16 protein-coding genes are annotated in these 23738 nt (G+C 39.0%); 9 read left to right on the plus strand and 7 right to left on the minus strand.

The features are described from left to right. The first annotated feature begins 20 nt into the window (after positions 1-20). The 5 genes from AAEU29_RS18830 (at position 21) to AAEU29_RS18850 (ending at position 9649) form a co-directional block, all read left to right on the plus strand. A complete protein-coding gene (locus tag AAEU29_RS18830) occupies positions 21-1841 on the plus strand; it encodes a S8 family serine peptidase (protein WP_421974756.1) in 1821 nt (606 codons plus the stop codon). Between the two features lie 110 nt (positions 1842-1951). Next, positions 1952-3100 (plus strand): UDP-N-acetylglucosamine 2-epimerase, encoded by a 1149-nt coding sequence (gene neuC, locus AAEU29_RS18835; protein WP_421974757.1) that lies wholly within the window; start codon positions 1952-1954, stop codon positions 3098-3100. Between the two features lie 8 nt (positions 3101-3108). Beyond that, positions 3109-4821 (plus strand): FG-GAP repeat domain-containing protein, encoded by a 1713-nt coding sequence (locus AAEU29_RS18840; protein WP_421974758.1) that lies wholly within the window; start codon positions 3109-3111, stop codon positions 4819-4821. A gap of 23 nt (positions 4822-4844) precedes the next feature. Then, positions 4845-6368 (plus strand): tetratricopeptide repeat protein, encoded by a 1524-nt coding sequence (locus tag AAEU29_RS18845; RefSeq protein ID WP_421974759.1) that lies wholly within the window; start codon positions 4845-4847, stop codon positions 6366-6368. Between the two features lie 11 nt (positions 6369-6379). Further along, entirely contained in the window at positions 6380-9649 is a 3270-nt protein-coding gene (locus tag AAEU29_RS18850) for an FG-GAP-like repeat-containing protein (protein ID WP_421974760.1), read from the plus strand. Positions 9650-9676: 27 nt separating this feature from the next. Here the strand turns inward: AAEU29_RS18850 and AAEU29_RS18855 are convergent, their stop codons facing one another. The 3 genes from AAEU29_RS18855 to AAEU29_RS18865 are packed head-to-tail and all read right to left on the minus strand — an operon-like array spanning position 9677 to position 15328. Beyond that, positions 9677-11506: a CRTAC1 family protein gene (locus tag AAEU29_RS18855; protein WP_421974761.1), complete on the minus strand. Its 1830-nt coding sequence runs from the start codon at positions 11504-11506 to the stop codon at positions 9677-9679. After that, a complete protein-coding gene (locus AAEU29_RS18860) occupies positions 11507-14302 on the minus strand; it encodes a multiheme c-type cytochrome (protein ID WP_421974762.1) in 2796 nt (931 codons plus the stop codon). A 30-nt stretch (positions 14303-14332) separates the two neighbouring features. Further along, positions 14333-15328, minus strand: a complete 996-nt coding sequence (locus AAEU29_RS18865) for a nitrilase-related carbon-nitrogen hydrolase (RefSeq protein WP_421974763.1) — start codon at positions 15326-15328, stop codon at positions 14333-14335. 150 nt (positions 15329-15478) lie between these two features. Between AAEU29_RS18865 and AAEU29_RS18870 the strand changes: the two genes are divergently transcribed. Beyond that, entirely contained in the window at positions 15479-16162 is a 684-nt protein-coding gene (locus AAEU29_RS18870) for a CPBP family intramembrane glutamic endopeptidase (RefSeq protein WP_421974764.1), read from the plus strand. A gap of 4 nt (positions 16163-16166) precedes the next feature. Here the strand turns inward: AAEU29_RS18870 and AAEU29_RS18875 are convergent, their stop codons facing one another. From AAEU29_RS18875 to AAEU29_RS18890, 4 genes are all read right to left on the minus strand, one after another. Continuing rightward, positions 16167-17420, minus strand: a complete 1254-nt coding sequence (locus AAEU29_RS18875) for a hypothetical protein (RefSeq protein ID WP_421974765.1) — start codon at positions 17418-17420, stop codon at positions 16167-16169. Then, complete coding sequence (locus tag AAEU29_RS18880; protein ID WP_421974766.1) at positions 17401-19758, minus strand: bifunctional diguanylate cyclase/phosphodiesterase; 2358 nt, start codon at positions 19756-19758, stop codon at positions 17401-17403. Before AAEU29_RS18880 ends, AAEU29_RS18875 begins: the two co-directional genes overlap by 20 nt. A 6-nt stretch (positions 19759-19764) precedes the next feature. Continuing rightward, complete coding sequence (locus tag AAEU29_RS18885) at positions 19765-20418, minus strand: cupredoxin domain-containing protein (RefSeq protein ID WP_421974767.1); 654 nt, start codon at positions 20416-20418, stop codon at positions 19765-19767. A 196-nt stretch (positions 20419-20614) separates the two neighbouring features. After that, positions 20615-21475, minus strand: a complete 861-nt coding sequence (locus tag AAEU29_RS18890) for a YicC/YloC family endoribonuclease (protein WP_421974768.1) — start codon at positions 21473-21475, stop codon at positions 20615-20617. Positions 21476-21663: 188 nt separating this feature from the next. Between AAEU29_RS18890 and rph the strand changes: the two genes are divergently transcribed. The 3 genes from rph to AAEU29_RS18905 are packed head-to-tail and all read left to right on the plus strand — an operon-like array spanning position 21664 to position 23475. Continuing rightward, positions 21664-22377, plus strand: coding sequence for a ribonuclease PH (gene rph, locus AAEU29_RS18895; protein ID WP_010561976.1), 714 nt, complete (start codon positions 21664-21666; stop codon positions 22375-22377). Positions 22378-22388: 11 nt separating this feature from the next. Continuing rightward, on the plus strand, positions 22389-23033 hold the full coding sequence (gene pyrE, locus AAEU29_RS18900; RefSeq protein ID WP_421974769.1) for an orotate phosphoribosyltransferase: 645 nt from the start codon (positions 22389-22391) through the stop codon (positions 23031-23033). Positions 23034-23091: 58 nt separating this feature from the next. Next, positions 23092-23475 (plus strand): diacylglycerol kinase, encoded by a 384-nt coding sequence (locus tag AAEU29_RS18905; RefSeq protein ID WP_038637438.1) that lies wholly within the window; start codon positions 23092-23094, stop codon positions 23473-23475. Positions 23476-23738 lie beyond the last annotated feature (263 nt).

The following is a 23738-nucleotide window of genomic DNA, read 5'->3' on the forward strand; positions in this document are numbered from 1 at the left end:
TATATTTGGGGCAGTAACCAATGAAACTCTCTTCTCTTACTGTATGCATTGCATTATCTTTTACTGCAAGCGTATACGCCGAAATCGATAATCATCGTTTTATTATTCAAGTCGATAATGGCCAAAAAGGTGTAGTGAAAGCTCTTGCAAAGCAATTAGGGGGCGATATTAAACTTGATAGCGATGGCTTTTTTGCCGCGTCGTTTACTGGAAAGGATCTTCACACCCTAAGAGGGCTATTAAATAGCCCTCATATTAAATTGATTGAACAAGATCATGCTCGCAAAGCATTTAACCTGTTTAGCGATGATATTGGCGATGCAATGTCACAGCAATTAACGCCTTATGCTGTATATCAATCACAAGCAAACCAAGTGTTGTTTGATGGAAATACCGGTATAAAAGTATGCGTGATTGATTCGGGCTTAGATCAATCAAACAATGATTTTGTTTGGGGCAATATAAATGGTACTAACGATTCTGGTACTGGTAACTGGAATGAACAAGGTGGTCCCCATGGCACTCATGTAGCTGGCACTATTGGTGCTGCAGATAACAGTTTTGGTGTTGTGGGTATGGCACCCGGCGTACAAATGCATATTGTAAAAGTATTTAATGCTAATGGTTGGGGGTATTCATCAAGCCTTGCCCATGCCGCTAATGTATGCGCAGCAGCAGGCGCAAATATTATTAATATGAGTTTAGGTGGCGGTGGTGCAAGCTCTACTGAGTCTGCCGCATTTGAAAATTTTGCCAGCGCTGGTGGCCTTTCTGTAGCTGCTGCTGGTAATGATGGTAATAGTGTTCGCAGTTACCCTGCAGGTTATTCGTCGGTGATGATGATTGGCGCCAACGATGCCAATAACCAAATCGCCAGCTTTTCGCAATTTCCAAGTTGTGAATCAGGGCGCGGTAAAAAAAGCAAACAAGATGAAACGATTTGTGTTGAAGTCACCGCTGGCGGTGTAAATACTTTATCAACCTATCCTGATGGAATGGCAAGTAATTCAGCCGTGTTAACAGACGGTAATGGCGTTGCGTCTAGTGCGATGGAAAATACAGGGGATGAAACCGCTTCGCCTTATTTTATGGGGCTTGGGGGTTCTGTAGATAGTGGTGCAAATGGCAAGGTGTGTGTGATTGATAGAGGTAGTATCAGTTTTCATGATAAAGCGCTTAACTGCCAAAACTCTGGCGGTGTTGCTGCGGTTATAGTGAATAATGAGGCCGGGTTATTTAGTGGCACATTGGGTTCGCCTAATAACACCAGTATTCCAACAGTAGGAGTTGCTTTAGAAGACAGAAACCAAGTGCTAAATGCGTTATCTATCCGCGTTAAAGTGGGAGCTAGCGATTATGGCTATATGAGTGGCACATCGATGGCAACTCCAGCCGTTGCAGGTGTAGCAGCGTTGGTTTGGTCAAATCATCCAGATTGTAGCGGCGAAGATATTCGTAATGCATTAAAAGCAAGCGCGCTAGATGGCGGAGCCGCTGGTAAAGATGTGTACTTTGGTTATGGCATAGTGCAAGCAAAAGCCGCAGATGATTACTTAATTGCTAACCCATGTGGTGGTGATGGCGGTGGTGATAACTCCGGTGATACCAGCCTTTCTCTTACAGCCTACAAAGTCAGGGGGCTGCAGCATGTTGATTTAAGCTGGTCTGGTGTTTTGGGCAGTTTGGTCGACATTTACCGTAATGGCAATGTTGTTAACTCAGTAAGTAATAACGGTGAATACACAGATAACATCGGTGTGAAAGGCGCTGGTAGCTACAGCTATAAAGTATGTGAAGCTGGCACCAATCAATGTACCCCAGAGCAATCAGTGGTGTTTTAAATAAGCTGCGATAAGGAAGTCGCATACCAAATACTAGCTGTAGTCCTATGTTTGACTTAAGCCTAAGTTAAAATTCATGTAACATACAACAAAAAATTGTTGGAAATAACATGAAGAAGAAAGTTGCCGCAATTACTAGTTCTCGTGCTGATTACAGCCATTTATATTGGCCGCTAAAGTTACTGGAAGCCGATGCAGAGATTGAATTAACCATAGTTGCAATGGCGGCTCATATGTCGCCAGAGTATGGTAATACTTGGCAAGAAATTGCAGCTGAAAACTTCTCTCATATCGAAACAATAGAATGTCTTTTAAGCTCAGATACAGATCTGGGGATGGCAAAATCTCTAGGTTTAGCTACGTTGAGTCTTGCGGATAAACTCGCCCAATTAAAACCTGACTTAGTATTAATAATTGCAGATCGCTATGAGATGTTAGCGCCTGCCAATGTAGCACTAACATTACGTATTCCAATTTTGCATATTGAAGGTGGTGATATTAGCGAAGGTGCAATTGATGATGCTGTACGTAATGCATTAACTAAAATGAGCCATATTCATTTCACTCCTACAGAAAAAGCAAAGCAACGTGTTTTAGCTATGGGCGAAGAAGGTTGGCGAGTGCATTTTAGCGGTGCCCCATCACTTGATCATATTGCAAAGTCAGCAATAAAAAATAAGCAAGAAGTCATTCAGCAATTAGATCTACAGAATAATTTACCAATAGTTGTTGTTGCACTTCATTCAGTTACTTTACTTAAAGATACAACGATTGAAGTTGATTCGTTATTTTCAGCATTAAGTGAACACGCTGTTCAATATGTTTTTTGTTTTCCTAATGCAGACTCTGGTTCTCATATTATTATGCAAAATGCACAACAATTTTGTGACAGACATGCTAATTCACAGCTATGTGTTAATTTAGATCCTGTGAGTTATTTTAGCCTGTTGGCAAGTGCAGATTGTATGATTGGAAATTCATCAAGCGGCATAATGGAAACCCCAAGTTTTTGTTTACCCACAATTAATATAGGTTTACGCCAAAAAGGACGAGAACAAGCGAAGAATATTATCGATGTAAAAGCGGATAAAAAAGCCATCTCGACTGCGATTACACAAGCGCTTAGCACTGAATTTAGAGAATCAATTAAAGATACAATTAATCCATATGGCAATGGTGATGCCTCTGTAATTATCAGAGATGTGATCAAATCATTACCAGAACGAGATGTCTTGCTCTTTAAGAAAAACCAATTATAGGGAAAGTAATGAGTAAACACTCTAATATTCAAAAAAAGGGCATGAAGCTCACATTATCTATGCTGCTTTTGCCATGTATGGCGATTGCGAGTAATTCTGTATTTGAAGATATCACTCAGAAAAGCGGTGTAAAATTCAATCATTTTAATGGCATGACAGGAAAGTTTTATTTTCCAGAAATGACAGGCTCTGGCGGAGCCTTATTCGATTATGATAATGATGGTGACCTTGATTTATACATAGTGCAAGGTGCTTTGCTTGGTAAAAACGACACCTTAAAAGATACGCTTAATAAACCCCAGCAGCCAATCAGCGATAAGTTGTATCGCAATGATTATATTCTAAATGGCAAAGTACAAGGAAAAATTAGCTTTACAGATGTAACTGAGCAAAGCAAATTAGCGGTTACTGATTACGGTATGGGCGTTGCTGTTGGTGATTATAATAATGACGGATGGCGCGATCTTGTCGTAACAAATTATGGCTTTAATCGTCTTTTAAAAAATAATGGTGACGGCACATTCTCAGATCAAAGTGATGTATTAAAACAATCGCAACATCGTTGGGGTACAAGTGCGAGTTTTTTTGATTATAACAATGATGGCTGGCTTGATTTATATATCACTAACTATGTTGATTATGATGTTAATAATCTTAAAAAGTGCTATGCCCGCAATAGCCGCCTAGATTATTGTGGTCCAGCTGCATTTGCACCTCAAGCTGATACTCTCTACCTAAATAATGGTGATGGCAGCTTTTCTGATGTGACATTTAAAACGCTATCAGACTATCAAGCTGGGCCTGGGCTTGGCGTGATTGCTGATGATTTTAATAATGATGGTTGGCTTGACTTATTTGTTGCCAATGATGGTGCGGCTAACCAACTGTGGTTAAATCAACAAGGTAAAGGGTTTGTTGATGATGCACTTTTTTCTGGTACTGCTTTTAACTTAGATGGTCAAGCTGAAGCTAGTATGGGCGTAGATGCTGCAGATTTTGATAATGATGGTGACAGTGATTTGTTTATGACTCACCTTATGGGTGAAACAAATACATTATATAAAAATGACGGAACCGGCTTATTTACCGATGTGAGTCAAAAAATGGGACTTGGTTTATCAAGCTTGCCATACACTGCTTTTGGAACTGCTTGGTTGGATTTTGATAACGATACTTTTTTGGATTTAGTAGTTTTAAATGGCGCTGTTACCTCTATAGAATCCCAATTGCAGGCAGGTGAAATCTATCCATTAAAGCAACCTAATCAATTATTTAAAAATATTTCAGGTGGAAGTTTTAAAGAGTTAAAGGGAGAAAGTGTTAGTTCTTTAAACCACAGTTATGTATCACGTGGTGCAGCTGTTGGTGATTTGGACAATGATGGTGATACAGATTTAGTTATTTTTAATAACAATGGACCAGTACGCATTTTGCAAAATACCTATACACAAAAACCTAACTGGGTGGGTTTCTCATTGAATTCGAAACAATTTAAACGTACCAGCTATGGTGCGAAAATTGAGATTAAATTGACTTCTGGAAAGTCTATATGGCGCCGCGTTAGGGCCGATGGTAGTTATTGTTCAGCAAACGATGATCGGATCTTGGTGGGTTTAGGAAGTAACACAAAAATTAATCAAGTAGTGATCCATCAGCCTAGTAAAAAACCGCACATATTAAATTCGTTTAAGCTAAAACATTATAATTCGATAACACTATAGCTTGCTAAATAAGAGTTAACTAAATGCATATCTGTATTAAAAAGTTCCTAACGTGTGGGCTATTACTTGTATCAAGCCAAGTATTTTCATCAGAATTATCAGAAAAGCTTAAAACAATGTCGTTTGATAGTTTGGAGCCCTTAGTTACTGAACATATTCAACAGCAAATAATTGAGTTAGATGAGACAAATACAGAAGCGTTGTTTAAGCTTGGTAAAACATTACAGGCTTATGAATTTTTTGAACAAGCCATAAACTGTTATTTAAAGGTTATTGAGTTATCTCCGCAAAAATTTGATGCGCAGTATTTATTAGCAAAAAGTTACCTACAAGCGAATATGCTAGAAAATGCCATTGACGCTTTTGAAACTGCGCTAAAAATAGATTCAACTTACTTACCTGCACATACTAGTCTAATTGAGTCTGCTCTTAATCTTGAACAACTCGGATTTGCTCAAACCAAATTATCAAGCTTACCAGAGAGTTTGCTTAATACTCCTACTGTATTGATGCTGCAAGGTGATATATATCAGTTGCAAAAGCAGCATCAAAAAGCAATTGAGTTTTATTACCAAGCCCTGTCATTACAACCGCAAGCGAGTCGTTTGTACTATAAAATTGCCATGAGCCAGCGAGCGCTTGATTTGAGAAATGAAGCGCGAGAAAGCCTAAAGCTCAGTGGAAAAATAGGTGTAAAACCAATTGACCCCATTTTCAATGAAATTGCTGATTTGGCCAAAGGCGAGCGTATTAACTTACTAAAAGGTAAGTCTGCATTTTCAATGGGGCAGTATCAAAAAGCACAGCAGTATTTCGCCGATGCTATTAAGAGCGAACCTAAAAGTGCAAGAGCGAGAGTAAACTTGAGTGCAACGCTAGTTCAATTAGGTCAAATGGATGAAGCTAAAAATGTGCTTTTAGAGGCATTAACGTTAGACCCAAATAACACAACGGCCCACTATAATCTTGCTGAGTTACTATATTTTAGTCAAAACTTTGAGTTGGCAAAGGCACATTATCTTCTGGTTTTAAAAGATGCCCCAAATGATTTACCCGCAAATTTTGCATTAGCAAAGACTTTCATACAATTAAATGAAATTTCGCAAGGTGAACAATATATTGAAAAGGCCAATATATTTTCTCCGTTAAAAACGTCTCTTTTATTTGAATTAGTTGAGCTGTTTTACACTAAAAGAGCGTATAAACAAGCAGTAGCGTTAATGGAAAGAGCGTTAGTTATCGCTCCTGAAAATGCCATTGTGGCATTAAATTATGCAAATCTTTTACAAGCATTGTCTGGAGGCTTTTATGCCGATGATGATAAGGCAATAATGCTGTATGAGCGCATTATGAAAAGCAATCCTAGTTTTGATATTGCTAGTCGTTTAACTCAAGCTTATCTCAATGGATATTATTGCCAAAAGGCCGCTGATTTGATGATGCAACTTGATAATTTGGCACAGCAACAAAAAGCCGATATTTCACAATATAAACAATCCACGCTAGCACAGCTAAATCAATTGCAGCAATTTGCAGTGTGTAAATAATAGAAGCCAATATGTTTCACAGTATTAAATTTAGTTTACTTATTCTTGCTACTTTTTTGGTTGGTTGCGGACCTAATGTTACTAATCAATTTAAGATAAACGAACAAATGGCCCAGCAAAATAACTTGGGTGTTGGTCAAATGGGGCAATTTGATTATGCACTGGCATATACAACATTTGATGAGCTCGTAACAAAATATCCAGAATGGCAACAAGTAAAAATAAATCGAATTATTGCACTGTTAAATCGCAACCTTGAAGGTGATACAGAGCAAGCTTTAGCCGCTATTGAGCGGGTAATTCAAGCTAACCCCAAAAATATACAAGCACGTTATATTCGAGGTTTACTAAAACAGCACGCTGGTGATATTGCAAGTGCTGCAATTGATTTTAAGTTTGTTCTAGATACACAACAGAGTGATGCATATGCCGCATACTTTTTAGCGCAGGGCTTTGCACAACAGCAGCAATATCAGCAAGCACTAGATTGGTATCAAAAAGCGATCAATTACGACCCATATTTACGCAGTGTTTATTATGGTGCATTTAAAGCTTCACAACAGCTACGTGATAGAGCGAAAGCAAAAGATTATTTGCAGACTTTTCAAAAGTTAAAAACCAATCCGAGAGCGCAACTTGCTGAAATTAAATACACGCGAATGGGCCCACTTGCTGAAGTTAAAACCGTTGATGCTACTCGTACTAATAAAGAAACAATATCTAAATCGCCACTTTTTAAGCAGCCTAGTACTTACCATATTAGTCATAAAAGTGTTGGGTTTGCCGCAAACTATCAAACAAATCAAACCCTATTAGCAACGTTTTCATCTGAACCTAAATTATTGAATTATAAAAGTAGTGGCTTCAATGAATCTTCCGCGCCTTGGTCGACAGTAGATAAAGTAAATGCCATAGCCTGGGCTGATGTGAATAATGATGGCTATACCGACGCATACTTAATGCGCCAGGGCGCAAATCAGCTTTGGCTACAAGATTCGCTTGGCCAATTCACACATTCATTATTTGAAGGCATTGAGGGGGATGGAAGTAATACTTTAAATGGCGCATTTTTTGATGCAGATCACGATGGTGATCTGGACCTGTTGGTGGTAAATAAACAGGGTAATATTTCACTGCTAAACAACAACTTAAACGACTCATTTAGTAATATTTCTGATAAATTCCCTGAAAAAGTTAACTCATTAAATATCAGAGGTTTTATCGCTCAGGATTTTGACAATGACCGTGATACCGATATCTTATTATTAACTGCTAATAACCAGCACCTCTTACTCGATAATTATTTGCTATGGCATTACCAAATAGGCGACCTTGGAGACTCTTTAACCAATTCATCAATCGAGAATGCAATTGCCGCAGACATTAATAGTGATGGGTATATTGAGCTTTATGCTGTCAATGAAAATGGTCAACTATTAAGTTGGCATCGCCTAGCGCAAGGTGGTTATCAACAAACTCAAATAAAATTGCCAATAACGCTAGCGACTGATGCCAACTTACATTTAGCTGTTGCAGATGTTGTTGGTAATGGAGAGTTAGCACTGTTAGTAACGACCTCCCCAGGCTGGGCTGCATTAACGATTAAAGATGATACAGCGACTGTGATATTTGAAGCTAAATCGTTAGCACCTATTGTTAATTTCCAGCCTCTTGCTTTATCAGCTTTCCATGGTCCAACGATTGCTGCGTTAACGTCTCAGAATGATCTTGTACTTTGGCATTCAAATGAAAGTGTCAATCGGTTTGTTACCTTGAGTGTTTCTGGCCTTGAGCAAGATGCAGATGGTATGCGTTCGAATGCATCTGGTATCGGTACCAAGATTGCGCTGCGAACTGGTTCTCGTTGGACCTTAACTAACACTTTCAAACAAAGTTCATCAGCGGGTCAAAGTTTGCAGCCAGTTATAATTGGTATAGGAAATAAAAGTTCTGCTGATTTTGTTGCCTTAGAATGGAGTGATGGTGTTTACCAAACGGAACTTAATTTGCAACCGGGGATTCATCACATTACAGAAACTCAGCGCCAGTTAGCGAGTTGCCCGGTGCTATTTGTATGGAATGGCGAAAAGTTTGAATATGTTAGCGATATTCTTGGTGTTGCTGGTATTGGTTTTGCTATAGGGCCAGGGCAGTATGCAGAGCCTCGCCCTTGGGAAAACTTTATGTTGCCAAATAACTTATTGAAAAGTAAAAATGGCGTATATGAGTTATTGCTAACAGAGCCAATGGAAGAGGTTATGTACCTAGATAATGCCCGTTTAGAGGTCTATGACTTACCTCCAGGATGGCATTTAGCACTCGACGAGAGAATGGGTATCAATGCCCCATTCCCAACGGGTGAAGCATTTGTATATCAAGACTTTATTTCTCCACTAAAAGCATTTAATGGTGAGCACCAAGATGTTACTAACAGCATTTTGCTTAGAGATAATATTGCCGCACCAATACCAGAGGCGGATAAACGTTTCTTAGGTTTAACGAAAGAAGCGCATCAACTAACAGTGACTTTTTCTGAGCCAATTAATGAGACTTATAATCCTCATCTATTAATAGATGGATGGGTGGAATATCCTTATTCTCAAACCAGCTTTTCAGCTTGGCAAGCAGGTGAGGTATATAAGCCTGCAAGTCTTGAAGTAAGAACGCCGGATGGACAATGGCATATGCTCTACAAGGATTTTGGTTACCCAGCAGGTATGCCAAGGCAAATGAGTTTACCCCTAATCAATCTACCAAATGGAGTAGATGCAATTCGCTTATCAGCCAGAATGGAGATTTTTTGGGACCGTATTGGTTTAGTCTACGGTCAGTCGCTAGAGCAACAAAGTAGCACAGCAGATTCGGCTATTAAACGTGAAGCGCCTCTTTTAGCTGCAAGTGCAGAAGACTTTGGTTTTGCTAAACGTTCGACTCTAGCACAGAAAAGACCGCATTATGATTTTGAACAATCTCAACCAATTTGGGACACGAGATACCCAACAGGTTACTACTCTCAACTTGGTGATGTAACTGAGCTGGTTAAAGAACATGACAGTGCACTTGCGATTATTGGTCCAGGTGAAGGGATTCGCCTTCAATTTGCCGCAACACAAGCTCCGCTTAAAGCAGGGTGGCAACGTGTTTATGTTTTATCTTCAAAAGGTTGGGTGAAAGATATGGATATGTATACTGAAGACACCAGCACGGTATGGCCACTCCCAGGTGAGGAAACTAAAGCGCGTAATAAACTTCACAGCAAATATAATACGCGCTTTGAGTAATCGGTTGTAAATTTTACATGTACTTCGTTAGCGGCTTATCACGTGTAACTTATTGAGTGCTAAGTTATTATCAATAGTTTGTTTTACACCGTCAGGCCAAGTAATGGTAATAGCGTCTATTTTTGGCGAAGGCCCTAAACCAAAATAGGCAATTGCTGGCACTTGTGATAAATAACTGCGACTCGGCATGATATCTCTGGTAAGTACCTCACCAGAGGAAAGTGATAGTGTTACTTTGGCTCCAATCGCATCACGGTTAAGCCCTGCTTGAGATAGCTTGATTTGTAACCATTGATGATTGCTATTTTGTTGGTTTATTAACAGTCGAGCAGGGCCTGCAATTTGTGTAATTGCAAGATCGAGATCCCCATCATTATCAATGTCTGCAAAACTAGCACCACGGCCTACCATTGGACTTGCTAAGGGGTTGTCAGCAGCTAATTCCAAGTTAATAAAGGGCTTGTTACAACTTGGACCGCAGTTCCAAAATAACTGACTTGCTTGTTTATATTGCTGGCTTGACTGAACACGATTAATTTCACTTTCTACATGTCCATTAGCTTGAAATAAATCGGTATATCCATCCAGATCAAAATCAAAAAACAGCACCCCAAAGGTCAATGCTTTACGGCTAGCAGGGCCAATACCATCAATAATCGCTTGGTCGCTAAAATAAGATGATTCAGTTTCGCCAACATAAAATGATGTCATCTCGTTTGCAAAGTTACCGATGGCAAAACCTAAGGTTTCATCATTTAAATACCAAGCAGCATCGATTCCCATGGCTCCCGTTGCATGACCATTTCTATCAAAAGCAAGCCCTATTATTTCGGCCACCTCACTAAAGTGACCATTGCCTTTATTTTCAAATACAAAGTTTTGCACAGTGTCATTAGCAACAACTAAATCGATTAACTGATCGTTATTGATATCGATAGGGCGAATGGCTAGTGATTTTCCGATAGCTTTCTTGAGTTCAGGGCTGGTAATCTGAATGCCACTTTGTGCAGAGTAATCGATAAATCTTCCATCGCCTTGGTTCAAATAAAAACGTGCAAACTGCCCTGCAAAGTTGGTTGGTGGTCCGTATGCTCGCCCTATGCCAGTCAGTTGATAATCTACCTCAAAATCAATGTCACGATTCCAGTTTACGTAATTAGCTACAAATAAATCCAAATCACCATCATTATCAGCATCAAAAAATGCCGCACTTGTGCTCCATTCATTTTTTCCACCTTCAACAGCTGCGCTTTTTGTTACATCGGTAAAATAGCTATTGTCGTTTCTCAGTAGTAAATTATGACCTACAGCAGTGATAAAAATGTCACCATCACCATCACCATCGTAATCTGCAATTGCCACCCCCATGCCGTAAAACTGTTGAGTTAATCCAAGCTCGTTAGATACATCGACAAAGTGTTTGCCATTTTGGTTTTTGTATAAGGTGATTGAGGACTTAGGGCTATCTGAGTTTTCGTTCCAGTCGTTGCTATTGATAAGCAATAAGTCTTGAAATCCATCATTATTGTAATCAAAAAATGCAACACCCCCTCCCATAGTTTCTGGTAGAAGTTTATCTCCGGTTGCACCGTTATTATGGATAAACTTAATTCCAGCACCGTCGCTTATATCTTCGAACGTTGCGTTAGGCGGGACGCGCGTCGTATCTATAGAGACAGTTTTTGGGGTTTCAACAGCAATGTTATTTGTCACTGTATTTACTTCGCTCGAGTCGCGAGTAAACAGCCAAATTAGCAGGGCACAGACCCCGATAACTGCAAATGCGATGATGGAGCCTTTAAATGCTTTTGCAATTATTTCATCATCTTGAATGTCGAGTTGCTCGTCTTGTTTCATTTATTTTTCTTCTAAAGGCTTAAGAGTAGTGATTTGCTCGGTGTATATTGTTGGCCTATTTAAATCATAAATAACCACTGGCGCAGCAGCGTGATCTGCAGCTGGATTTTTTACCCGGTGTGCGCTTATTGCAGTATCTTTTGCATTATTATCTGGACGATACTTTTCATGCAAATTACGATACTTTTCAGCACTTTTATGGTCCTGAGTTAATTTGGCAATAACATATAAATTGTAATAAGCCTGATGGTTTTCAACATCATATTTTAATGCTGTATAAAGCGCTTCCTTTGCTTTGGTAAAATCAGCTTGCTTTGCCGTTTCAGCTTGTTGGCTGCGATGTGTTTTAGCTCTTTCAATATAAGTTTGAGCCAATTCTACCCATACGCGATAGTCCTCTGAAAAATCAAAATCACGCGCTTTTGCATCATTAAAATCAGTATTTAATAAGCGTTCGAAATTATTAATTGCTTCATCAAAATAACCATTTTGTTTGTCTATCAGTGCACTAAACCAGGTTACAGTCCAAGGCCAAGCAGGATATTCATTTTTTGCTGCTCTTGCTAATGCATCAGATGCTTGCTCTAGTCGACCTTCTTGATAGTAAATTCGCGCAAGGTTGAGTTCAGCAAGTCCTTTACCTTTACCTGAAACTTGTTTAAATGCATGTTCAGCTTGCTTAAATTGGGACTTTTTAGGTTTGCGCAGTAAACCTATACCGTAATCATTCCAACGCATCCAATTTGGTCGTTTAGTTTGGTTTTGCTTTTCAATGGCTTTGCTTTCAGAGGTAGAAATAACAACAGCATCTTTTGCAAGCTCTACTACGGGTAAATCATTGGTAGTGAATTTGTCATTCATAAATAAGCGCATGTATGGCGTGTTGAATTTGCGGTAATTTAGTCTCGCAGTCAGCTTGAAATCGCCTTCTAGAGACTCAGGAAGCGTTATTTTGTAATTAATTACATCTGCTGCTCCCGGCGGGATCTGGTTGTTATATAAGGGAACGAATATATCTTCTGCATTGCGTCGGTCAATTTTATTACCATTGCGGTCAAGTACATAGGCATTAATAAAATGTGACCAAGGATCAACTGCTTTTTCGTTCCCTTCAATACCACCAGAGCGGCCAATCACTTTATTACCGTTGCTAGCAACTAACTCTAGCCACACTTGATTAGAATCAGCAGTGCCTTGAGTAAATAAGTGCCCCATTTTTAATGTTCTTACCACAACTTGAAACAGATAGGTTTTCCCTGCTTCTAACTTTAAAGTTTGTTTTTCAAGTGGTGCCAAAAGAGGCCCGTCAATTTCACCACCTTCACGTACACCAAAAATATCAACCTCCATTACATCTTGTAAAAACTGGCGGTGTTTTTCGTTAGTTAGTGGGGGTAACCCTTTTAAGTGAGGTAGTGCAGTATTAGCTGATGGGAACATATGATCATGCACTTTTAGTTGATTGCTATCATCTAAAAATTTAGCGCCAAAGTCATTCGATGCAACCGCTGGCATGTGACACCCGTTACAGTTGTTATCCGCTTTCGGTGGATAGTAAAAACTGGTAACACCGTGACCTGATACACCGCTCAAATGGTAGCTATCAAAGTGATTTTGGCCTCTAAGCCATTTATATTTGTTTAACTCTTTTGGTAAATGAACTTTATGACAACCAGCACAAAACTCAGGCGTTTTATGTAACGGTTTAAGAAATGTCTTTTTGTGCATTTCTGGTTTGGCTTTTATGAGTTGCGCATTCACCCAGCGCAGAATTTGATTATTAGAGTAAACAAATGGGTAGTGTATAGGCTCTTCTATGGTGTAATCGGCATTTCCTTTACTGCTATTTACATGCGTAATCGCATGGCAACTAGTGCATGTAATACCTTGTTGTGCCGTTGGGTGGTTTACATCGTCAAAATCAGGGTCATCAAATGCACCGCTAAAAAACGGAACAGGGTCGTGGCAGCCTGCACAAAAACGTGCAGCTTGAACATCGCCATCTCGTTGAATGGCCATCTCACGGGTGTTGCGCACTGAAAATAAGTAAGCTGGATTGTTAAACGAGCTCATTTTATGTGCGCTATTTTGCCATTGCTCATGAATATCGCTATGACATGACAAGCAGTATTGGTCCTGCATCAGTGCTTTTGCTGGAATAAAATCTCCGGTGCTGGTGCGTGATAGGGAAGGGAAAAAGTACTGTTCACCAGATTCAGGGCCGACGCGATTCCATTGACGTGGATCTTGTGTTTGCCAAACAGCTACAATAAAAGAGATAACAATTGCAGCAATAGATACTAACCCACCGATTCGCCATTTGATCTTTGGACCAACTAAACGGTGTAATACAAATAGCCATATACAAACAAAAGGCAGTACCACGTGAAGCCAATAACTAACGCTTCTTACACCAGGGTGCTTAATTGAGAAGAAATCAAAACGAATTAATAATAATCCAGATAAGGCCATTAGTATTAATGCAGCAAAAAGAAATATGCCAACATAAATGGCGCGTTTATTTTTTCGTTGAAAAGTATTTTTAAAATGTAAACTTCCAAATAATAGCAAAGGAATAATGCAAATTAATCCAAGAGTTATGTGCCCTAAAAACATTAATTGATAGAAATAATCTTGGTAGACTGTTTGATTTAGCCATTCAAAAAAAGTCACACTGCCAAGAAAAACAGAGTTAATCATTAGTAGTGAAAACGCAACCAGAAGCGCTATGAGTAACACTTTTAGCTTGGGACCAACAGCATCAATTCTTTTGCGCTTTGGTGGGGATGAGTTCATTTTATTCTTCTTATTATAAGTATTCTGTATTTATTTTTTGATAAATGGCGACACGCTTTGTGCTTTTGCGATAGAACTGCTTAGGCTGTCATAGTTAATATCTTGCGCTGGGCTGTGTTTAGGATAAATAGGTTGTTTTTGTGCTTGGTATAACTCTGTTCTTAGGTGAGTAGGCATACTATGGCCAGCTCTTCGTTTTCTTTCACTTCTCAGAGCCGCGATATTAATTGGCGCAACAACAATACGTTCACCTGGCCCAGGTGATGCCTCCGCTAAAATTCGACCATCATAGTCAACTACCATAGAGCCACCAGGCCACGTAAAGGGAGGGTAATCTTTAGCTCCTTGATTGGCTGCAATGACATAACTCATATTTTCAATTGCTCGACAGCGATTAATAACAGTCCACCAATCCATAGGTTGTGTTGCACCCCAAGGATCCATATAAGCTGAAATGCGAATAAGGACTTCGGCACCTTTGAGTGTTAACTCTCGTGTGACCTCTGGAAACATCCAATCATAGCAAGTCGCTACTGCTAAATTACCTATTTCAGTTTCAACAACAGGTAATGGATCATCGGGGTAATTTTCAATGTCATGAGGACTTGAGTGAACTTCAAATGGGATCCAAGGGTTTACTTTTCGATACTTTGAGAGGATTTCACCTTCAGGACTAATTAAACAAGTAGTATTAAAAACACGGTCAGGCCAGCGCTCATCTACTTCCAGAAAACTACCTGTTTGTACATAAACGCCAAGTGCTTTTGCTTTTTCTGCTATTTTGTCTGTGTGTTCATTGGGAATTGGCACAGCTAACTTATCAAGAATTTCTTCAGCGCTCTCATAGACAGGAACAGCATGAGCAAATTCAGGAAAAACAATCAACTTAATATCATGGAATGGTTTGTATCCGTTTACCGCTTGTTCCATTAGCTCTAGCACGCGTTGCGTATTTCTATGCATTTCATCCCGATTAAGCGGGTTTTTTTGGTCTACTTGGCACGCGGCAACGTAATATAAATCCATTGATTGAAACTCATTCTTTATTGATAGCTTTACATTGTAACGGTAATTGCAATGCGGGTTAAGTTTTAAGGTAGCTTCGTAAAAATTTAATCTAAGTTTCATGGCATGATTAAGCGACCACTCTAAACTTTTATTTAGGGGGTACACCTATTGAAACTCGATCCTACCCGTTGGGCACCTAAGCATTATTACAAGCGCATTTTGATTTGCGAATTTGTATTTTTATTCTTTTGTTTGCCGATATTTTTGTATTTTGTACGCGATGTGATTGCGCCTTACCTACTGTTATTTTTGGTATCGGTAGTAGGGTGGTGCGTTTTACTGTTGTTAAGTGATCCTCGCTTTAAGCGTTTTCGTCTTTGGAATCCAGCACAGCTCAAGCTCTCTCTTGATAGGGTTGTAATAACATTTGTGGTAGCCGCGGTTTTTATGGTGATTGCCAGTTGGTATTTTACCCCGCAGTGGTTTTTTACTTTGCCAACCCAACAAACCAAGTGGTGGTTTCTGTTATTAATACTTTACCCCATTTTTTCAGCGTGGCCGCAGGAAGTTATTTTTCGTACCTTTATGTTTCATCGCTATAAACGCGTATTTAAAAGTAAGCATTTACGCGCATACTTAAGTGCCACAAGTTTTGCCTTAGCGCATTTATTATTTGCAAATTGGATTGCTGTAGTGGGTGCTTTTATTGCGGGTTTAGTATTCTCATTTACCTATATTCATTCGCGCAGCACTCTATTAGTAGCAGTTGAGCACAGTTTGTGGGGGTGTTGGTTATTTACCGCAGGGCTCGGCATGTATTTTGACAGCACAATGCGTTTATACGGCGATTAAATGGCTACATATTAAAGTAATAGCGGTAGCCAATTTGATATTGAGTTTCTTTTTTATCAATTGCTTGGCTTAAATACCAACGCGAAGGGCGGTGAGAGTCGATATAGTTAAACTCGGTTAATAAAAATGATTGCTTAGAGAGCTTATAACGGTAAGCGAATGAAAAGGCATTACCTTGCTCGTTGTTATTATCACCCCAAAGGTCATCTAAATCGTCTACATTAAAATGTTCGAAACGAGCGGCAATATGATGGTTTGACCAAAAATGACGTAACATTACAAATGCGTTGTCGAAATCATTATCGACAACTTTTTCTTTGTATGGTGATGTCATGTAGGTATTGCCTTGCATATATTGCGCAATGACTTCCCATTCTTTTGCAAAGCGATATTTTAAAGCCGAATGAATAAACTCTGTCGTCCATGTGTATTGGCCGTTTTCTACCACACCTTCTTTGGCAAAATTATCATAAAAGCCAAAATTTAATTTAAGTTTATTGTCGTATTTCCAATTAGCTGAAATATGCAAACCAAAGCGGTCATCAAGCTCTAAAAATGGGTCGGATTCGGCTGCTTGAAATTTGAGTTTAGCATTGCGTGCAGGGAAATCTTGTACAATTAACTTTTCGTGTAACAAGGTTTGCCTGCTACCAATAGTCCAGCCATGCCATGCAAGCATTGCTCCTGCGGGGTCATTATTTTTAAACAATGAAACATCAGCTGAAAAGTCATGCTTAGAGTTTGAGAATTTACCTAACTTCTCAAGTGACAGATTAATACCGGTATTTCGTAATTCTTCGCCAACCCAATTGTTTAAACTGCTAGAGGTTAATGAATAGGGTGTTGACCAAGCAGTAGCTACATTTTCAAAACTAATCGTGGGGTAGAAAACACCGAGTTTTGATTTTATTCGCCAACCGCTGCTTGTTGGCAGGCTTTTATAATTCAAATAGCCTTCGGTTATGCCAATGGCACTATTGCCTTTATTGGCAAATGCATTAGCAACTACTGTAGCTGACCAGGTTGAATTAAATTCTAAATCGAGATGGGCACCTAATTGACCTAAAGCTAAACCGCTACCATCGTTAAAGCGATATTTTCCATAGTTGCCAGCTAAATAGCTTTCGCTATCATCACTTGCAACATGGTAGGCTCTCAAATCAACTATTCCCTTAAGGTTGGCGTCTAATGCAAAGCTGTTAGCATGTATGCCAAATAAGGAAAATACTATTAATACGTTAGTTAACCGTTTTTGCATTTGCTGTAATCTGCTGTTGGTAGTCTGACTGTAATAACCATGCTTCAAAGTCATGTGCTGGTAAAGGTTTACTAATAAAATACCCTTGTGCTAACTCGCACCCTTGCGACTTAAGCCAAAGTAATGTTTGTTCATCTTCAATACCTTCGGCAACCAAAGTTAACCCCATATTATGGGCGAGCTCAATTGTTGATTTAACAATGATTTTGTCGTTCTCATTATCAAGCAAGTGCTGCACAAAAGAGCGGTCAATTTTCAGCTCTTGCACTGGTAACTGTTTTAATTGCGCCAGTGACGAATAGCCGGTGCCATAATCGTCAATGGAAAGTTTAAATCCATTTTGGTTTAGGTAATTTAACACTTCAGTTGCTTTGCTTGGGTCGTCTACCACGGCATCTTCAGTTACTTCAAGTGTAATGGCGCAATCCCCAAGTTTATGTTTGTTTTTAAGTGCTATTACAAAATTTGGGTAAGATTTATCTAAAATATTTTCAGCTGAGATATTTATCGCGATATTTATTTTAATTCCTTTATCCAACCATTCTAAATATTGGTTAATTGCGGTTTGAGTTACCCAGCGCGTTAGCGAATCCATTTGCCCTGTTTTTTCGGCAATGCTAATAAAGCTATCTGGTGGAATGAGTCCTTTTTCTGGGTGCTGCCATCTAACTAGCGCCTCAACATGGCTTATTTCCATGGTTTTTAAAGATAGTTTTGGTTGATAAAACAGTATCAGCTGATTTTCTTCAATAGCTGTTCGTAGATTATTAGTTAAGAACAGTCGCTCAATGGCATTTTGGTCAAAAATTGGGTCGTATATTTGAAAAGTGAGCTTATCATTTTTTGCACGTTGAATTGCTACATTAGATTTTTGTAATAACTCTGCAACTGAGCAGTTCGGATGTTGAGAAGAACGCACCACACCAAAGGTAAACTGAAGATGCAATTGTATATTTTGAAAATGGCATTGCATTGTTAATGCTTGTTGTAACTTGCTGATTAAATTTTCAATATTTTGTTCTTCTGCGATTAGTACAAAATATTCTGCACCAAGGTGGTAACTGTCAAAACCGTGCTCTGTTTGTACAAGTTGACTTGCAACTTCATTTATTACGTAGTCACTCGCTTGATAGCCAAGGGTATCGGCGATGTCTTCTGCGCGTAAAATGCATAATTGAATGATTAAAAAATCATTTTGCGATTGTTGGCGTCGTTCAATTGCTGCAATTAATGCATTACGATTGGGCAGATGAGTAAGTTGATCGTGAAATGCTTGAAAGCTGATGGTTTCTTCTCTAGAAATAATCGCTTTTGTCATTACATTAAACTCGCTCGAAAGCTGTTTTAACTCTCGGCTGCCAGTGACATCAACAATGCCATCGTAATTACCTTTGGTAAGAGACTTAACTTGGCTAACTAAGTTTTTTATCGGTCGAGTAATGTCTCTGGCAATCGCAATTGCCCCAAAAGTGGATAACACAACCGTAATTAAAACTAATAAGAACAATTGGCTCCATTGAATATCAATGCTTTTTAGAAGATCAGCGCGTGATTCAAAAAGCACTGCTGATATATAGCCGCTATTCGTGTTACCGAGCTCTAATCGGCTGTATAAATATTGTTGCTCTGTATTTGCGATGATACGTTTAAATACATCGGCTTTTATTGGGTAGTTTTGTTCATCTGAGCTGGCAATTACGCTGTAATTTTTACCATCAAAACTCGCAAAGCCAACATTAACATCTGTCAAAGCAGCTAACTCATTTGCCAGTGCATTATTTATTAAATAACCAAAGCCTATCCAACCAACAATTCTTGCACCGCTTTTTATGGGAGCGAAACTTAACTGGTATAATGCATTATCGATAAATACTAGTTGTGCGGTTTGTTGTTGTAATACGGTGGTAGACAAATTAAACGGTTTGCCTTGTTCATTGCCAATACGTACTTTTTTGTTGCCCTGATTATCAATAAAGGTAACCAGCTGCGCAAAAACAATACCCTCATTGTTTATTGCCATAGCAAGGTCGCTATCAATGCGTTTTCGATGATTATTTAGAGCTACTAAAAAGCTTTTGGTATCTTCTTCTAGTACAGATTTAAGGCCGTAATCTTTAGCGGCTGTTTCGGCAAAAGCCGAAAGGTAATAGCGCCGGTTGTTGAATTGTGTTTGAAAAATATCAGAGGCATTACTTAAGCGATTATTAAGCTGGGTACTCTCTAATTTTATATTTGCGTGATAAGTAAAATAAAAACTTACCAGTTGCACGAGTAGTAGTAAAAATAGAAATAAAATTAGTATTTTACTTTGTAAACTGCGCACTTTGAAAAGTCTCATAATGAATTAGTACTCTTCTAAAAAATCGAATTCTTGTTGTCCAACTTGCTTTGGAATAGGCAGTAGCGGTTTTGCTAAAGTTAATGTGATTGTCTGTTTTTCGTTATTTAGCGAATGAGTCTCAGTAATTTTATGAGACGGTGTATCGAGCTGAGGATGCCAAACTGAAATTTCATATTCACCGCTGTTTTTAAGTGAAATACTCGATAGTCCGTTTGTGTTTGTTTTAGCAAAGTAAGGGGTATCAACCACTAGAATAAAGCCACTCATCCAGTCGTGAATGTTACACCCCATGGCAACTTCTTCTGTCGTACTAATGTTTTCAATTTGTTTGGACGAGCCTGCTTTTAACTTAAATTCAAAGCGGTTTTTACCGGATACCGAGTAAATATGATGCGTAATATCGTCTTTATTTGAGAAAACAATACCTTGTCCTTTTTGCATTATCGTAATGTACGGCGCAAATTTTTTATCTTGCTGATCGATCACAAGAGGCTGGTTATTGGTGGGTAAATCGGATGTGCCAGACTTTGGTGTTAGATAAACGACAATGTCGTTGATTGGGGTGTTATTTTTATCAACTACCTTAATAGCGATGTCTAGCGCATGCGCGTTAGCAATCATTATTAATGTTGAAAGTGAAAAAAGTATATTCTTCAAGCGCATTTCCCCTGCATGCTTAGCTCAATCAATTTAGCTTTCATTATTAAAATGAGTGAGTAGAGCTAAAAATAAGTTTAGACCTGTTTATAGCTAGAGCGAGGTTTTACAGAAAAAATTGCACGATTTATGAAGAATATAAAAAAGCCAATCATTTTTAGATTGGCTTTTTCGATACAGTAAATACAAAAAGAGCTTATTCTATATTCTGAATTTGCTCACGCATTTGCTCAATCAATACTTTAAGTTCAACTGCAGCGTTAGTTACTTCGGTATTAATTGATTTAGATGCTAGCGTATTTGCTTCACGGTTAAACTCTTGCATCATAAAATCTAAACGACGACCACATGCGCCACCTTTTTTAAGAATTTTGCGTGTTTCTTTAACGTGCGACTGAAGGCGGTCAAGCTCTTCTGCTACGTCTTGCTTTTGTGCAAGATAAATCAGTTCTTGCTCAAGGCGATTTTGGTCAATCTCTGCTTTTAACTCTTCTAAACGGTTAGTGAGTTTTTCACGCTGCCATTTCATTACTTCAGGCATTTGTCCGTTTACAATTTCAACTTGATCAATAATTGCGGTTAAGCGGGTATCAATCATAGTTTCTAGGTTTGCACCTTCCGAGCCACGCGCATCAATAAAATCAGAAACAGTTTTATCAAAACCACTTAGTAATTCTGTTTGCACTGAATCCATATCCATTTCTTCAGCTTCCATTACGCCAGGCCAGCGCAGAATGTCCATTGGGTTGATATCGCCTTTTACTTGGTCTTGTAACCAAGTCGCATTATTCATAAGTTGCTTAGCAAGGGTTTCATTAATTTTCATTTCGCCCACATGCGCTGGGTTAGCATTAAATTTTAGTGCCACCTCAACTTTACCGCGTTGCAATTGTTTGCGCAGTTTTTCACGGATAACAGGCTCTAGTGCTCTAAATTGTTCTGGAAGACGAATGAAGGTTTCTAAGTATCTTTGGTTAACAGAGCGAATTTCCCAAACGCCGTTACCCCAGTCACCTTTAACTTCATGGCGAGCGTAGGCTGTCATACTATGGATCATGTGCGGTTTCCTAAGTTTTTAGAAATGATAATTTGTGCTTGGTCGCATTATAGCGGAAGTTGTTTAGCAGCTTACAGTAAATTTTGTTTGATAAAAATATAAAGAGACTGCCTTTTATTACTTTTCCCGTAGCGAATAAAGGAATTACTTCTTATAATATGCCAAATCTTGAATAGTGAGGATATCTAATGCGTCCTAGTGAACGAACGCCTAACCAAATTCGCCCAGTCTCTTTTACCCGTAATTATACAATGCATGCTGAAGGCTCAGTATTAGTTGAGTTTGGCAATACTAAGGTATTGTGTACTGCAACAGTTGAAGCTGGTGTGCCGCGTTTTATGAAAGGGCAAGGTAAAGGTTGGATCACTGCCGAATACGGTATGTTGCCGCGTTCTACTCATAGCCGCTGTGGTCGTGAAGCTGCAAAAGGCAAGCAAGGTGGTCGCACTATGGAAATCCAACGCCTTATTGCACGCTCGTTACGTGCAGCGGTTGATTTAGCCGCACTTGGCGAAAATACAATCACAATTGATTGTGATGTTATTCAAGCTGATGGCGGTACTCGTACTGCTTCAATTAGTGGTGCATGTGTAGCATTAGTAGATGCACTTACCTATATGCGTACTAAAGGTATGATCAACGCAAATCCATTAAAGCATATGATTGCTGCAATCTCGGTGGGAATTTATAACGGTGAAGCGGTAACGGATCTTGAATATTTAGAAGATTCAGAAGCTGAAACGGATATGAATGTGATTATGACTGAGACCGGTAAGTTTATTGAAGTGCAAGGTACAGCAGAAGGCGAACCGTTCTCATATGACGAATTAACCGACTTACTTGAGTTGGCTAAGCATTCAATTCGCGAAATCATCGATATGCAAAAGCAAGCATTAGCGTAATAGGGTACAACATGAAAGATTATCAAAAAGAGTTTATTGAATTTGCACTAGAAAAGCAGGTGCTTAAGTTTGGTGAGTTTACACTAAAATCTGGCCGTACTAGCCCATACTTCTTTAATGCGGGTTTATTTAATACCGGTCGTGACCTTGCGCGCTTAGGTCGTTTTTATGCAGCAGCATTACAAGATTCTGGTATTGATTTCGATGTGTTATTTGGCCCTGCTTATAAAGGTATTCCAATTGCAACAACAACTGCGGTTGCACTAGCAGACCATCACGAGCGTGATGTACCTTATTGCTTTAACCGTAAAGAGAAAAAAGATCACGGTGAAGGTGGTACATTAGTAGGCTCTGCACTTGAAGGTAAAATCATGCTGGTGGATGATGTTATCACGGCTGGCACGGCAATTCGCGAATCAATGGAAATCATCGCTGCAAATGGTGCAGATCTTTCAGGTGTTCTAATTGCGCTTGATCGCCAAGAAAAGGGTAAAGCTGAACTTTCTGCTATCCAAGAAGTAGAACGTGACTTTAATACACGGGTAATTTCAATTGTTAAGTTAGCTGACCTTATTACTTACCTTGAGCAAAAAGGTGATATGTCAGAGCACTTAGCATCAGTTAAAGCGTATCGCGACCAATACGGTGTAGCTTAATTACATAAAAGTTTGATATAAAACCCCGATTATCGGGGTTTTTTTATGGATAAATAAAATGAGCGAAATTAATAAACCAAATGGCGGCGGACTACAGCGTGTATTTAAAGCCAGCTATTGTTCTTATTTAGGTATAAAAGCGGCAATAAAAGAAGAGGCAGCATTTCGCCAAGAATTGTTTCTAGTATTAATTATGTTTCCGGCTTCATTTTGGTTGGCTCAAGATTTGATTCACTGGGCAGTGTTAGTTTCAGTGCTGCTATTAGTACTAATTGTAGAATTATTAAATTCAGCAATTGAAGCGTTAACTGATCGCGTAAGCACAGAAAGACATGTTTTATCTGGTCGCGCAAAAGATATGGGTTCAGCTGCGGTTACTTTTTCTCTATTAATCGTCGGTATCGTTTGGGGTGTAAGTCTTTATATAAAGATCTTTGCTTAATTTACGTTGGTGTAAAAATAGTCACTTCTTAAGTTATCCAGCTTTAAAAGTGACAAATATGTAACGAAAGTTGCAAATTATGGCGGTTTTGTACATATTTCACCCGAACGATCCAAAAAACTAAAAAAAGTTTGAAATAGGGGTTGATCCAAATTCGGATCTCTCTATAATGCGCCTCCACCAACACGGGGAACGACGCAGCATAGCAGCGAATCACGAGTTGGTTGAGTCAAGTAAAACTCAGTTTTGAAAGTTTTTAAAAA

This window comes from Pseudoalteromonas aquimarina (assembly GCF_049257255.1).
GTDB lineage: Bacteria > Pseudomonadota > Gammaproteobacteria > Enterobacterales > Alteromonadaceae > Pseudoalteromonas.

What these genes read in the sequence shown, in the direction of transcription:
- AAEU29_RS18865 (WP_421974763.1), bottom strand. Translation starts at nt 15,328, where the DNA reads ATGGATTTATATTACGTTGCCGCGTGCCAAGTAGACCAAAAAAACCCG.
- AAEU29_RS18845 (WP_421974759.1), top strand. Translation starts at nt 4,845, where the DNA reads ATGCATATCTGTATTAAAAAGTTCCTAACGTGTGGGCTATTACTTGTA.
- AAEU29_RS18850 (WP_421974760.1), top strand. Translation starts at nt 6,380, where the DNA reads ATGTTTCACAGTATTAAATTTAGTTTACTTATTCTTGCTACTTTTTTG.
- AAEU29_RS18905 (WP_038637438.1), top strand. Translation starts at nt 23,092, where the DNA reads ATGAGCGAAATTAATAAACCAAATGGCGGCGGACTACAGCGTGTATTT.
- neuC (WP_421974757.1), top strand. Translation starts at nt 1,952, where the DNA reads ATGAAGAAGAAAGTTGCCGCAATTACTAGTTCTCGTGCTGATTACAGC.
- AAEU29_RS18855 (WP_421974761.1), bottom strand. Translation starts at nt 11,506, where the DNA reads ATGAAACAAGACGAGCAACTCGACATTCAAGATGATGAAATAATTGCA.
- AAEU29_RS18860 (WP_421974762.1), bottom strand. Translation starts at nt 14,302, where the DNA reads ATGAACTCATCCCCACCAAAGCGCAAAAGAATTGATGCTGTTGGTCCC.
- AAEU29_RS18880 (WP_421974766.1), bottom strand. Translation starts at nt 19,758, where the DNA reads ATGAGACTTTTCAAAGTGCGCAGTTTACAAAGTAAAATACTAATTTTA.
- AAEU29_RS18840 (WP_421974758.1), top strand. Translation starts at nt 3,109, where the DNA reads ATGAGTAAACACTCTAATATTCAAAAAAAGGGCATGAAGCTCACATTA.
- pyrE (WP_421974769.1), top strand. Translation starts at nt 22,389, where the DNA reads ATGAAAGATTATCAAAAAGAGTTTATTGAATTTGCACTAGAAAAGCAG.
- AAEU29_RS18890 (WP_421974768.1), bottom strand. Translation starts at nt 21,475, where the DNA reads ATGATCCATAGTATGACAGCCTACGCTCGCCATGAAGTTAAAGGTGAC.
- AAEU29_RS18830 (WP_421974756.1), top strand. Translation starts at nt 21, where the DNA reads ATGAAACTCTCTTCTCTTACTGTATGCATTGCATTATCTTTTACTGCA.
- rph (WP_010561976.1), top strand. Translation starts at nt 21,664, where the DNA reads ATGCGTCCTAGTGAACGAACGCCTAACCAAATTCGCCCAGTCTCTTTT.
- AAEU29_RS18875 (WP_421974765.1), bottom strand. Translation starts at nt 17,420, where the DNA reads ATGCAAAAACGGTTAACTAACGTATTAATAGTATTTTCCTTATTTGGC.